At 54.8% G+C, this 11,542-nt stretch carries 12 protein-coding genes, 1 tRNA gene and 1 rRNA gene; 9 read left to right on the top strand and 5 right to left on the bottom strand.

All coding sequences use genetic code 11. The features are described 5' to 3' along the window. Nucleotides 1-292: hypothetical protein (locus G392_RS13960; RefSeq protein ID WP_027009981.1), on the top strand; the 292-nt coding region annotated here is incomplete at its 5' end. On the opposite strand, the gene G392_RS12650 is transcribed toward G392_RS13960, so the two are convergent. From G392_RS12650 to G392_RS0109090, 4 genes are all read right to left on the bottom strand, one after another. Further along, complete coding sequence (locus G392_RS12650) at nucleotides 289-1,146, bottom strand: substrate-binding periplasmic protein (RefSeq protein ID WP_051255668.1); 858 nt, start codon at nucleotides 1,144-1,146, stop codon at nucleotides 289-291. The genes G392_RS13960 and G392_RS12650 overlap by 4 nt on opposite strands. A 128-nt stretch (nucleotides 1,147-1,274) precedes the next feature. Next, nucleotides 1,275-1,805 (bottom strand): azurin, encoded by a 531-nt coding sequence (azu, locus tag G392_RS12645; RefSeq protein ID WP_051255667.1) that lies wholly within the window; start codon nucleotides 1,803-1,805, stop codon nucleotides 1,275-1,277. A gap of 231 nt (nucleotides 1,806-2,036) precedes the next feature. Then, complete coding sequence (gene ligA / locus G392_RS0109095; protein WP_034334972.1) at nucleotides 2,037-4,346, bottom strand: NAD-dependent DNA ligase LigA; 2,310 nt, start codon at nucleotides 4,344-4,346, stop codon at nucleotides 2,037-2,039. A gap of 66 nt (nucleotides 4,347-4,412) precedes the next feature. Beyond that, nucleotides 4,413-4,488 (bottom strand) — tRNA-Phe (locus G392_RS0109090). Here G392_RS0109090 and G392_RS13720 point away from each other — a divergent pair. The 6 genes from G392_RS13720 to G392_RS0109065 all read left to right on the top strand — a co-directional run bounded on the left by G392_RS13720 (nucleotide 4,462) and on the right by G392_RS0109065 (nucleotide 9,182). Beyond that, entirely contained in the window at nucleotides 4,462-4,701 is a 240-nt protein-coding gene (locus tag G392_RS13720) for a hypothetical protein (protein ID WP_156900880.1), read from the top strand. The genes G392_RS0109090 and G392_RS13720 overlap by 27 nt on opposite strands. 106 nt (nucleotides 4,702-4,807) lie before the next feature. After that, nucleotides 4,808-6,421, top strand: a complete 1,614-nt coding sequence (locus tag G392_RS12640) for a hypothetical protein (protein WP_245571957.1) — start codon at nucleotides 4,808-4,810, stop codon at nucleotides 6,419-6,421. Between the two features lie 2 nt (nucleotides 6,422-6,423). Beyond that, a complete protein-coding gene (locus G392_RS0109080; protein WP_027009979.1) occupies nucleotides 6,424-7,572 on the top strand; it encodes a hypothetical protein in 1,149 nt (382 codons plus the stop codon). Nucleotides 7,573-7,592: 20 nt separating this feature from the next. Further along, nucleotides 7,593-8,129, top strand: coding sequence for a GTP-binding protein (locus G392_RS0109075; protein WP_027009978.1), 537 nt, complete (start codon nucleotides 7,593-7,595; stop codon nucleotides 8,127-8,129). Nucleotides 8,130-8,131: 2 nt separating this feature from the next. Then, complete coding sequence (locus G392_RS0109070) at nucleotides 8,132-8,794, top strand: hypothetical protein (protein ID WP_034334968.1); 663 nt, start codon at nucleotides 8,132-8,134, stop codon at nucleotides 8,792-8,794. 22 nt (nucleotides 8,795-8,816) lie between these two features. Further along, nucleotides 8,817-9,182: a roadblock/LC7 domain-containing protein gene (locus G392_RS0109065; protein ID WP_027009976.1), complete on the top strand. Its 366-nt coding sequence runs from the start codon at nucleotides 8,817-8,819 to the stop codon at nucleotides 9,180-9,182. Nucleotides 9,183-9,637: 455 nt separating this feature from the next. Here the strand turns inward: G392_RS0109065 and G392_RS12635 are convergent, their stop codons facing one another. Then, the gene (locus G392_RS12635; RefSeq protein WP_376986107.1) at nucleotides 9,638-10,615 is read right to left on the bottom strand and encodes a cytochrome-c peroxidase; all 978 of its coding nucleotides are present in this window, start codon (nucleotides 10,613-10,615) and stop codon (nucleotides 9,638-9,640) included. A gap of 379 nt (nucleotides 10,616-10,994) precedes the next feature. On the opposite strand from G392_RS12635, the gene G392_RS13710 reads away from it, so the two are divergent. Next, nucleotides 10,995-11,207, top strand: coding sequence for a hypothetical protein (locus G392_RS13710; protein WP_156900878.1), 213 nt, complete (start codon nucleotides 10,995-10,997; stop codon nucleotides 11,205-11,207). Between the two features lie 232 nt (nucleotides 11,208-11,439). Beyond that, nucleotides 11,440-11,542 (top strand): 16S ribosomal RNA (locus tag G392_RS0109045); the annotation flags it as partial.

The raw sequence follows: 11,542 nt of genomic DNA, 5'->3' as shown, positions 1-11,542 counted from the left end.
GCCGTTTTGTGAAATAATGCGCTTTTATTTCACTGTTGGAAAGATACAAGGTTGGGTTGGAGCGAAGCGCAAACCCAACAAAATCCATAAATTTTCGGAAAAATGTTGGGTTTTCACTTCGTTTCAACCCAACCTGCGCTTGCTTGATAAAACCTTGCCCGCAGGTCATCGCACAGTGGATTCCCGCATTCGCGGGAATGACGGTATTTTAATGATTCTAATTGAGAATTATGGGCGCGCCGTCATTCCCGAATGCGGGTATGACGGCACGGGGCTTGACGATGCGCTTTAGGGTGTTTCGGCGGCGGAAGCGGCGGGCAGGTCGGTGTTGCTGCCGTTGTTTTGCTGCCAGTGTTGCAGGATTTTTTGATAGGTGCCGTCTGCATGGATTTTGTCCAAACCACGGTCGATTTTGGTTTTCAGCATGGTGTTGCCTTTGACGATGGCAAAGGCGGTTTGGATTTTGGCGGATTTGTCGTCGGGCAGCAGGTAGTATTTGCCGCCGGGCTGGACGTAGGTTTTCAATACGCTTTCCACATCGTAAACCGCAACGGCATTGCCTTGTTCCATTTGGGCTTTGCCCAGATAGATGGTTTGTACGGGGACGATTTTGTCGGTGAGGTTCAGGCTTTTGAGCTGGCTTTCGGAGGTGGTGCTTTGTTGGGCGGCAATGGGTTTGCCGCGCAGTTCGGCGAAGCTTTTGGGTTTGTGTTTGCTGCCGTCCACCAAGACTGCCCACGATGATTCCAGATAGGGTTTGGAAAAGTCGTATTTTTCGCTGCGCTCGGGGGTGATGTGCAGACCCGAGGCGATGATGTCGGCCTGACCGTTGTCCAGTACGTCAAACAGTCCTTTGGCGGGGTGGGGCAGGAAGGTGAGGGTGAAGTTTTCGCGTTCGGCAATGGCGTTGAGCAGGTCGATGTCCAGCCCCGTCATGCCGCCGGATGTGTTGCGGGTGGCAAAGGGCGGATAGGCGGGCAGGGTCAGCACCACGAAGTTGGGGCGGTCGGTTTGGTCGGGGCGGGCGGAGTTGGACTGCTCGGCTGCGGGGGCGGCGGCGGTTTCGGCGGGCGGGGCGTCTTCGCAGCCGCCCAGCAGGAGGGCGGCGGCAAGTGCGGCGGCGTACAAAAACGGTTTGGGCATCATGATTCGGTTTCCAATTGGGTTGAACAACGGGGCTTGTCAATTGCTGATGACGGCATCAGGCGCAGACAAACCACAGCACCATGCCCGCACGGGCGGTACTGTGGTTTGCCCGACAAATGACGGTGCGCTCAGGAAGGCATGTTCGGGTAAATGATGTTTACTTTGCCGCGCATTTTGTGGTGCCCCAAAAACGAGCAGAAATAAACATAGTTGTTGCCCGGTCGGAAGTTGTTGGTTTTGAAGGTAACGTGTTGTTCTTCGCCGCCGCCTGCCAATTTGGTGTGGGCGATGATGCGCGGGTCGCCGGGTTTGAGAAAGTCGGATTTCGCGCCCAAATCCACGCCGTCTGCCAAAATGCCGTTTTGGTCGGTGTCTTTGGAAATCACAAAATTGTGTCCGCGCGCATTTTTGGGCAGATAGCCGATGTTGCGGACAATGACGGTAAATTCGCGGCATTTGCCCGCATCGATGGTCAAATCGGCTTTGTCGTACACCATCGAGTGGTTGCCGGTAAACACTTCGCTGCATTCGGGGTTGAACGGCTGGTGTGCGGTGGCGGGCTGGGCGGTGGCGGACGTGTTGGGCTTGGCTGCGGGCTGACCGCCGTCTTCGCAGGCGGCAAGCAGCAGCAGGCATATGGGGGCAAGGGCGTATTTCATCAAAATTCCTTTTCGGTTTGAAACCCCGCCGTTTGCGGCGGTAAAACGGGTTTGTGTTCGGGCGGGGCGCAGACCTGCCGAATCGGGGCGGCACGTGGAGCTGTGCCTTGCAACAGGCTTGGTATCTGCACGTTGCGGCAGTGGCGTGCGCGGTCGGTGCTGCGGTAACAAAATACTGAAGTATAGCCAATCCTTGTGGCGATGACTACTGTTTTGCTTGACAAAAGCGCGTCAGTTTGCCTGTAGCAGGGCAAGCAGGGCGGTTTCGTCCAATACGGCGATGCCCAGTTGTTGCGCCTTGACCAATTTGCTGCCCGCCGCTTCGCCCGCCACGACATAATCGGTTTTTTTGGAAACGGACGCGGCGGTTTTGCCGCCTGCCGCTTCAATCAGGTTTTGTGCCTGTTCGCGGGTGAGCGTGGGCAGCGTGCCGGTCAGCACGAAGGTTTTGCCGGACACGGCGGCGGGTGCGTCATCGTTGCCGGTAGCGGGTTGGCTTGCCATAAATTCGATGATTTCGCGCAACAGGGCGGTGTTGCCCTTGCGGTCGCGCCATTGCTGCCAATCGGCGGGCAGGGCGGGGTCGCACACGAGCTTGGCGGGGTCGTTGCCGGCCAGTGCCAGCAGCGCGGCGGCGCGTTTTTCGCTGAGCTTGGCATCGGGCAGCTTGGCGAGCCATTTGGCGGGCGCGGCAAGCGCGTGCAGGTTCAGGGTAACGGCTTGCGTTTGCGGCGCAACGCCCGCTTGCAGCAGCCGGTCGAGCAAACGGTACTGCTCGGGGTCGCGGAAAAACGCCGCCACCGAATGTGCCACCACATCGCCGATGTCGGGCAGGCACGCCAACACCGCTTCGGGCGCACGGCGCAGCCGTTCCAAGCTGCCAAAAGCGTTTGCCAACTGTTTTGCCGTGCTTTCGCCCACATGGCGTATCCCCAAAGCAAACACCAAACGCGCCAGTGCGGGCTTGGCGGAAGCGGCGATGCCGTCCAAAATGTTTTGCGCCCATTTGACCGCTTGGCTGTCGCGCTCTTTGATGGTTTGCAAAGCGGGCAAATCCAGTGTGTAAATGTCGGCGAAATCACGCAGCACGTCCGCGCCGACCAGTGCCTCAATCTGCTTTTGCCCCAAGCCCGCGATGTCCATCGCCTTGCGCGAAGCAAAGTGAATCAGCCCCTGCGCCCGTTGCGCCCGACACAGTAAACCCGCCGTGCAGCGCACCGCCGCCGCGCCGTCTTCGCGCACCGTCCGGTGTCCGCACACGGGGCATTGTGCCGGCAGCACAAAGGGCGGGTGAAGCGGTTCGCCGCCCGCACCGAACAAATCCGTCTGCATCGGACGATGCTCGGGCAGCACGCGCACCACTTCGGGAATCACGTCGCCCGCCCGCCGCACCACCACCGTATCGCCCGTCCGCACGTCTTTGCGCGACACTTCGTCCTGATTGTGCAAAGTCGCATTGGTTACGTTCACCCCGCCGACAAACACGGGCTTGAGCCGTGCCACCGGCGTCAGCACCCCCGTGCGCCCCACCTGCACGTCAATCGCCTCCACCTGCGTTAAGGCTTCTTCGGCGGGAAACTTGTGTGCGATTGCCCAGCGCGGTGCGCGCGACACGAAGCCCAATTGCGCCTGTTGTGCCAAATCATTGACCTTCACCACCATGCCGTCTATTTCATAAGGCAATTGCGCCCGTTTGCGCGACATCTGCTCGTAAAACGCCAAAACTTCGGCAATGCCCGCGCACACCGACCATTCGCCATCGGCAACCGCAAAGCCCCGGTCGCGCAAGTGCGCCAACTGTTGCGCGTGGCTGCGTGCCGTTTCCCCCTTGCTGTTGCGGGCAAGCGCGTAGGCAAAAAAATGCAGCTTGCGCCGCGCCGCCACCGCCGAATCCAACTGGCGCAAAGTTCCCGCCGCCGCATTGCGCGGATTGGCAAAGGTTTTTTGACCGTTTTCGCTTTGGCTGCGGTTCAGTTCGGCAAAATCCGCTTTCAGCATCAACACTTCGCCGCGCACTTCCAGCAATTCGGGCAAATCCGTGCCGCGCAGCTTCAGGGGGAGGTTTTTGACCGTGCGGATGGTGTGGGTAACGTCTTCGCCCGTTTCGCCGTCGCCCCGCGTTGCCGCTTGTGCCAGCACTCCGTGTTCGTAACGCAGGCTCACCGCCAAGCCGTCAAACTTCGGCGCAACCGTGTATTCGGCACACGCCACGCCCAAATCCTTGCACACCCGTTCGTCAAAGGCGTACATTTCGGCATGGTCGAACGCGCCCGCTTCGTTTTGCGGCGAAAAAGCGTTGTTCAGCGACAACATCGGCACGGCATGGCGCACCGTTGCAAAACCCGCCAGCACCGTGCCGCCGACACGCGCCGTCGGGCTGTCGGGCAAACGGTATTGCGGATAATCCGTTTCCAATTGTTGCAATTCGCGCCACAAACGGTCGTATTCGGCATCGGACACGCTGGGCGCGTCCAAAGTGTGGTATTCGTGGGCATAACGGTTCAGTTGGTCGCACAATCGGCGGATGCGTTCGCGTGGCATGGTCAAAATCGAAACATCAAATAAGCGAAAAGCCCGATAAATCGGGCTTTTGGAGAAAATCAATCATGGTGGCCAGAGGCAGGATCGAACTGCCGACACACGGATTTTCAGTCCGTTGCTCTACCGACTGAGCTATCTGGCCAAACCGATATTAAAACAGAAAACCGTCCGTTTGGCAAGCATTCGCAACAGGCGGCGGCAAAAGGGCGGCAAACGGCAGCGTGCGGATTTAAATTTATGGCAAGATTGTGTTTTTTTAAGAACGGCTTTGCAAAAAAAGCCGAGTATTTATGTAAAGAAACGCCCGTTCGGGCGAAAAATTTTCACAGAAGCATCGCAATGTAAAAAAAAGTGATAGAATATCGGCTATTGTGGATTTTTTCTGAAATTTTGTTTATTTGGGGTGAAAGTGTCGCTATGAAGCAGAGAATCGATGTCAAACGGATACGGGAGCCGCGCTTATGGACGCTTTAGTGCTGGGGATTGGTGCTGCCGTAGTGGTGGGCGTGATTGTCGCGGTCGTGCTGGTCGTCGTCAAAAAACAGAAAGGCGGACAGGAAAGCACAAGCCGCGAAGAGCGGGGTGCCGGACGGCAGAACGCGGGGCGCAACAGGCAGCAGGGCGGTGCGGCGGAAGGCCGAAAACCCGCCGCCGCCAACAAAGCGGCGGCAGCAAAAAAATCCGCCGATGCGCCCAAGCAGCCTGCGCGTGCCGAAAAAGCCCAAGCCAAAGAGGAAACGCCCGCGCAAGCCGATGATGATGCGGTGTTGGAAACCGAAGAAGCCGAAGGCGAAGAATGGGACTGGGGCAGCACGCCCGCCGCCGGCACGGTGGTGGACGACACCAAAGTTTCCGTTCAAGACGTGGATCCGCTTACCGAATTTAACGTGTACAAACAATTCGGTTATGTGGACAAAGCGGCGGAGTCGCTGGCAGCTTACCTGAAAAACCACCCCGAAAAAGCGGGCGACAAAAATCTGGTCGAAGAGCTGCTGGGCTTGTGGCTGGAAGCCAAAAAAACCGATGAGTTTTCCGATGCGCTGACCCAATATCAGGAGCTGTTCGACAAACCCGCGCTGACCGAATACGTCAAACAGGGCTTGGCGCTGGACGCCAACCATCTGGGCTTGCGCGTATTGGCGGAATCGCGTTTGGGCTGGTCGGTGAAAAAAACCGCCGCCGAAATCGGCGAACAAACCGAAGACGGACAAAACGCCGCGCCCGAGCGCCCGCAGTTTCCGCAACTGGGTCTGCCCAACAAACAGGCAGAAGCGGAAGCGGCACAGGCTGCCGCCGCCAAAGCCGCCCGCAAAGAGCTGGTGGTGGGCAACGCGCCTTTGGGCAAGGTTGATGACGAAGAAAAAGGCACGGTGCTGGCATTCATGCAGCCCGAGCAGAGCATGAAACTGCTCAAAGGCATGCTCAAATACGATGTTGCCAACCGCCATCTCAACAAAGCCATCCGCGCCTCGTCCAAACCCGCCGCGCTGCTGATTGACGCCCTGACGATGGACTACAAAGCCAAAAACCTGCGCAGCTTCATCGAGCATTTGTGGAATCTTTACTACAGCTTAGGCAACGGCGGACGTCAGGTGAAAGAGCGCATGCTCGGCTTGGGCTACAGCATGGGCGAACACCCGATTTTCGGCTTGCTGGAAACCCACGCGGGCAACACGGCGGTTCTGCGCGAAATCGGCATCCGCAACGGCTTTATCGAAGCGAGTGCGGCGGCGAAAAAAGGGCGGCACAAAAGCCTCGTCAATGAAGTGGTGGACGTGGAAAACGAGCCGAAAACCCCCGCCGAGCGCGTACTCAAAGAAGCCGAATTTCTGCTTACCTACGGTCAGCTCGACCAATCGATGGACTTGCTCGAATCGGCGATTCGCGAATATCCGCAAGAGGCGCAACTGTACATTACGCTGTTTGACCTGTACGAGCGTGCCGAAGAATGGGGACGCTTGGGCAAACTGGTTCAAGATTTGCGTACCAAGGTTCAAACCTTGCCTGAGGAAGTGGTGCTGGCAATGAGCCAGTTGCTGCAACGTTTTAACAACCAAGGTGCATTCGGACGTTGAGTATGAATAACAATATCCCGCAAGTAAAAACCGTCAAGTTGTTGTTTGTGGCAATGGACGAACGGCAACAGGCGATGTTTAAAATGGCGTTTAAAATGCACAGTACCACCACTTATCAGGTGATTGGTACCGACAGCAGCGAACGCCCGGAAATGGTGATTGTCGATGGGGACGGCCCGATGGGCGCGGCGGTGTGGCAAAAGGCCAAAACCGATTATCCGAAAAGCGTGGTGGTGTTCTTTTCCAAACGCCCGCCGATGATTACCGCACCGTATTTGTCCAAGCCGATTAAGTTTGACACGCTGTTTTTGAGCCTGCGCAATCTGTTGCAGGGCAACGGCGTGTGGGTGGGCAATTTGGCAAACGGGCAGCAGGGCGGTGCGGCTGCAGCCAACGGTCAGCAGGCTCAGCCGGTCGCGCCGTCCAAGCCCGCCCAGCCGGAGCGTGCGGCGGAAATGCGGATTCCGCGTTTTGACCCGCGTCGCGGTTTATTGGGCAGATTCAGGGAGTTGTTGAAGCAAAATAAAGACACGGTCATCGTGTTCAACGAAAAACCCGTGTTGGCGGTGTTTCCGGCAATCCAGCGCGTGTGGGTGCCCGATTCCAAGCTGCTGGAGAGTTTATGCCGTCAGGAACAGCCCGATATTAAGGTGAAAATCATTTCCGAAGGCAGCCAGATTCAGGAGCGCGCCAATGCGACTGTGGTGTCGTGCATGTGGCAGGTGGCGGTGTGGACGGCAAACGGGCGCTTGGTGTATCCGCTTACGCCCGCGAGTGTGTGCCGTTTGAAGCAGTGGCCGAATCTCACCCGTCTTGCGCCCTTGCCCGAATCGATGCGCTTGTCGGCATTTTTGACCAAAACATCGGTCAGCCTGAACATGCTGTACAAGATGATGCCTTTGGATATGGCGGATATTCTGAATTATATTGCGGCAACCTACCTTACCGATTATTTGGCGGTGAGCCAGCAGGGTGCGGCCGCAGCCGATACGGCTGCTGCGGCAGCCATGCCCAAGGCAACGCGCCGTCCCGCGCCCGCCGCCGCAGGTGCGGCGCACGACGACGGCGACAGGACGGAAGAAGCGGACGCGCCGAAGAAAGTCGGCGGCGGATTGCTCAGCCGTTTGATGAAGCGATTACTCAGTAAATAAATGAAGGCATCGGAATTATGTTGGTAGAAAATAAGATTGTGTTTACGGGCCCTGTCGGTGTGGGAAAAACCACGGCGATTGCCGCCTTGTCGGACGAGCCGCCGATTCAGACCGATGCCAACGCATCGGACATGACCGCCGTCCGCAAAGGCTACACCACCGTGGCGATGGACTACGGTCTGATTCAGCTCGATGAAAACACAAAAGTGCATCTGTACGGCACGCCCGGTCAGGAGCGTTTTGATTTTATGTGGGATATTTTGAGCCACGGCAGCATGGGGCTGGTTTTGCTGCTGGACAACACCCGCGCCAATCCGCTCAAAGACTTGAAGTTTTTCTTGGATTCTTTCTCGGATTTGCTCAAAACCGCGCCGGTGGTGATTGGCGTAACCAAAATGGACATCCGTGCCGTTCCCGGCATCGACGTGTACCAGAAGTATTTGGCGCAGCACAATATGGTCGCGCCCGTGTTTGAGGTGGACGCGCGTAACGAGGAAGACGTTAAACAATTGGTAACAGCCATGCTGTTTCAAATCGACCCCGGTTTAGAGGTATAATAATGGATTCTAATTCTACTTTGTCTTTACAGGCCAATTTGTATCCGCACATCACGCCCGCCGGTGCGTTTTACGCTGTTACAAACAAAAGCGAGAGCGCCAGCCGCACCCTGTTGGCGAATATTTTGAAAGCGGGCGGCACGCCGATGACGCCGGAGCGTTTGCTGCAATGGGCGCAAACCACCGATATGGAAGCCGCTTTGAGCCTGCTGTACCGCATGCAGCGTTTGGAATTTATCTACGGCGACGACACGCCCGCCAAAGTGCCGGTGATTAACGAAACCGTGTTGGGCAAACTGCTGCCCCTGATGTCGGACAACCAAAAAGCCCTGTTGATTGACCAAGACGGTTTTTATTTTGCCAATGCCGGCTTCAACCACGAAGCCGCCGAAGAAGTTGCCGTATTGGCAAGCGAGGCCATCCGCCTGTCCGAGCGTCATGCCCTGTTGATTAAAAACAACCTGAACATTTATCAAAGCGCATGGGGCTTGTGCGACCCGAACGGTCAAAGCGAATTGACGTTTTTCCCGATTTACATCGACAAGTCCCGTTTTATTCTGGTAACGGGCGGCACGCCGCAATTGCACAAAGACGCATTCGTGTCTTTGGTACATGTTTTGTACCGTACCCGTCAGGGCGCGGCGGGGCTGGCTGTCGGTGCTTAACAGAAATTGATTGGAAAACAAAATGCATGCACAACTTTTAACTTCCATATTGAGTGATTTGAACAGCTCATCGGCAGACATTACCGCATCGGCGGTGATTTCCACAGACGGTTTGCCCATCGCGCACATGCTGCCGCGCAATATTGATGCCGACCGCATCGGTGCGATGTCTGCCGCCCTGTTGGCATTGGGCAACCGCACCGCACAAGAGCTTTCCTGCGGCGAATTGGAGCAGGTCATCGTCAAAGGCAAACTCGGCTACACCCTGCTGATTCAGGCGGGCGGCACCAACGTCTTGTGCCTGACCGCACGCGAATCGGCAAAACTGGGCTTGATTTTGCTCGATGCCCGCCGTGCCGCCCGCAGCATTGTTGATGTAACCAAATAATTCTGCGCCTTTTTCGCCCTTCTGCTTGACACAACATCTTGATTGGGCAAGTGGCTTGCCGCGCATACTGCTGATTCCCCTTCAAACAGACAAGCAAGAAAACAGCATATTGTCCGATTGTGTTCGGATAATATGCTGTTTTGGCAAGCACGGGAAACGGCAAATCACAGCGCCGCCATTCCCGCGTGGAAATGACGGCGATTTTTATATTTCATTGAAAAGTCAAATGATGACCTACTTTAGGGCGTGTCATCATTTAAATTATTTCATTGAAAATCAACGGAATATAAACGCTGTCGTCATTCCCGCGCAGGCGGGAATCCAAGTCCAAGCACAATAACCGTGATAAAACATCGTTTGCCAAACATCGGGCAGTGGATTCCCGCCTGCGCGGGAATGACGGAATTTTTCTACCATACTGATTTTCAGTAGAAAAATTTAAATAATAACGCGCCTTAAGGCAGTGCGGGTATCGTCAATGCCGCTTTCGGCACTTCACCGGTGGTCGTGTTCAAAAACGCCACAATATCGTCAATGTCTTCCTTGCTCAAGGTTTTCCCCAATTGCGCCTCACCCATCACCGCCACCGCTTGCGGCAAATTATCGACACTGCCGTTGTGAAAATAAGGCGCGGTTTTGGCAACATTGCGCAAACCGGGCACACGGAACACAAAACGGTCTTCCTCCTTTTTGGTAACCTCAAACACACCCTCATCACGGTTTTTACTGTTAATCAGCTTCCAATAAGGGCCTTTGACCAAACCGAATTTGTGAAATGCATCGCCGCCCAAATTGACCCCCGAGTGGCAAGCCACGCAACCATTATTGATAAACGCCTTCACCCCCCGTTTTTCCTGCTCGTTTAAAGCAGACATATTGCCTTTTAGATAATCGTCCCAACGGCTCGGCGTCAGCAGCGTGCGCTCGAACGCACCGATGGCGTGGGCAATATTGTCGATGCTCACCTGCCCGCCCTTGTCCGCATACAGATTTTTAAACTGTTCCGCATAACCGGGAATGGCTGCGATTTTTTGCTCCACAGCCGCATGGTCGGGCATGGCCATCTCAATCGGATTGACAATCGGCATTTTTGCCTGCTCCTCAACATTGGGTGCGCGTCCGTCCCAAAACTGCGTTTCCAACAAAAAAGCATTCAACACAGTGGGCGAATTGCGTACCCCTTCCGCACCATTGTGTCCGGGGCTGGTCGGCTTGTTGTCCACACCGTGCGTGGTCAAAGCGTGGCAGGTATTGCAACTGATATCGTTGCCGAGCGACAAACGCGTGTCGTACCACAATTGCTGTCCCAATTTGATTTGGGCATTGTTAAACGCGTGCGGGTGGGCTTTTTTTGCCTCCTCAAAATCAGGCAAAGGGCGGAAAATTGCCTGTGCCTGTTGCAAAAGCTCGATATCTTCCTTTGAAGATTGCACCTTTTCTTCCGAAGGCGAACAAGCCGATACCGCCAAAGCCGCGAATACGGCCCAAAAACGCAAAGAAAAAGCAGTCTGCATCATTTTATCCTTCAAACCAAAATAAAAAACACTATATAACGTATTGCCCCCGTTTGGAAAGAACCGTTTGCGGCAAATGCGAATATACCAAAACGACAAACGGGCGGACAATATGGCGGCGGCTGGAGAAAAACAGTAAAGAACAATTGATTTTCATGGATAAAATTCAATAAAAATATTTATATGCATACATAAAAAATGCTTGGTGTGCCAAAGCAAGGCGAAAAAACATTGGTGAAAACCCCACATTCATCAAAATTCCTTTTCGGTTTGAAACCCCGCCGTTTAGGGCAGTAAAATGGCTTTTTTATTTGGTCGGGGCGCAAGCCCGTCCGAATCAGGGCAAGGCATAGGGCTGTGCTTTATGTGCAGCTCTGTAGGGTTGAAACATTGCTCTGGCGGTGAAGATAAAGCACGTTTGGCAACAAACCAAACATTTTTTACAAACAAAATACCCAATAAAAACAATAACTATACCATTTTCTCCCAAATTTCCCGCCAAACCCTTTGACAAAGTTTGTTCATGTGCGTATAGTTCGGTTTTTCGCTGCTGCGGCGCAGAAGTTTCTTGTTGCGGTAGTGAATTTTTTATGTTTTGATTTTTTGTTTTTTGCTCTTTAACAAACAGATTACCGATAAGTGCGGGTGTATTCCCGCACTGCCAAGACAGACAGACGAATGGGACTTGTTTCCCGTTTGATTTCGTCTTTCTTTTGAGCAGACCAGAATAAATTAGTCAGATTGAACATAAGAGTTTGATCCTGGCTCAGATTGAACGCTGGCGGCATGCTTTACACATGCAAGTCGGACGGCAGCGGGGAGGAGCTTGCTTCTCTGCCGGCGAGT

The organism is Conchiformibius kuhniae DSM 17694 (assembly GCF_000428785.1).
GTDB lineage: Bacteria > Pseudomonadota > Gammaproteobacteria > Burkholderiales > Neisseriaceae > Conchiformibius > Conchiformibius kuhniae.
Note: the sequence above shows the minus strand (reverse complement) of the source record. Positions and strands in the feature narration are given on the sequence as shown.

Bases quoted from the DNA above. Each gene is read 5' to 3' on its own strand.
- G392_RS12650 (WP_051255668.1), bottom strand. From the start codon at position 1,146: ATGATGCCCAAACCGTTTTTGTACGCCGCCGCACTTGCCGCCGCCCTC.
- azu (WP_051255667.1), bottom strand. From the start codon at position 1,805: ATGAAATACGCCCTTGCCCCCATATGCCTGCTGCTGCTTGCCGCCTGC.
- ligA (WP_034334972.1), bottom strand. From the start codon at position 4,346: ATGCCACGCGAACGCATCCGCCGATTGTGCGACCAACTGAACCGTTAT.
- G392_RS12640 (WP_245571957.1), top strand. From the start codon at position 4,808: ATGGACGCTTTAGTGCTGGGGATTGGTGCTGCCGTAGTGGTGGGCGTG.
- G392_RS0109080 (WP_027009979.1), top strand. From the start codon at position 6,424: ATGAATAACAATATCCCGCAAGTAAAAACCGTCAAGTTGTTGTTTGTG.
- G392_RS0109070 (WP_034334968.1), top strand. From the start codon at position 8,132: ATGGATTCTAATTCTACTTTGTCTTTACAGGCCAATTTGTATCCGCAC.
- G392_RS0109065 (WP_027009976.1), top strand. From the start codon at position 8,817: ATGCATGCACAACTTTTAACTTCCATATTGAGTGATTTGAACAGCTCA.
- G392_RS13710 (WP_156900878.1), top strand. From the start codon at position 10,995: ATGGCTTTTTTATTTGGTCGGGGCGCAAGCCCGTCCGAATCAGGGCAA.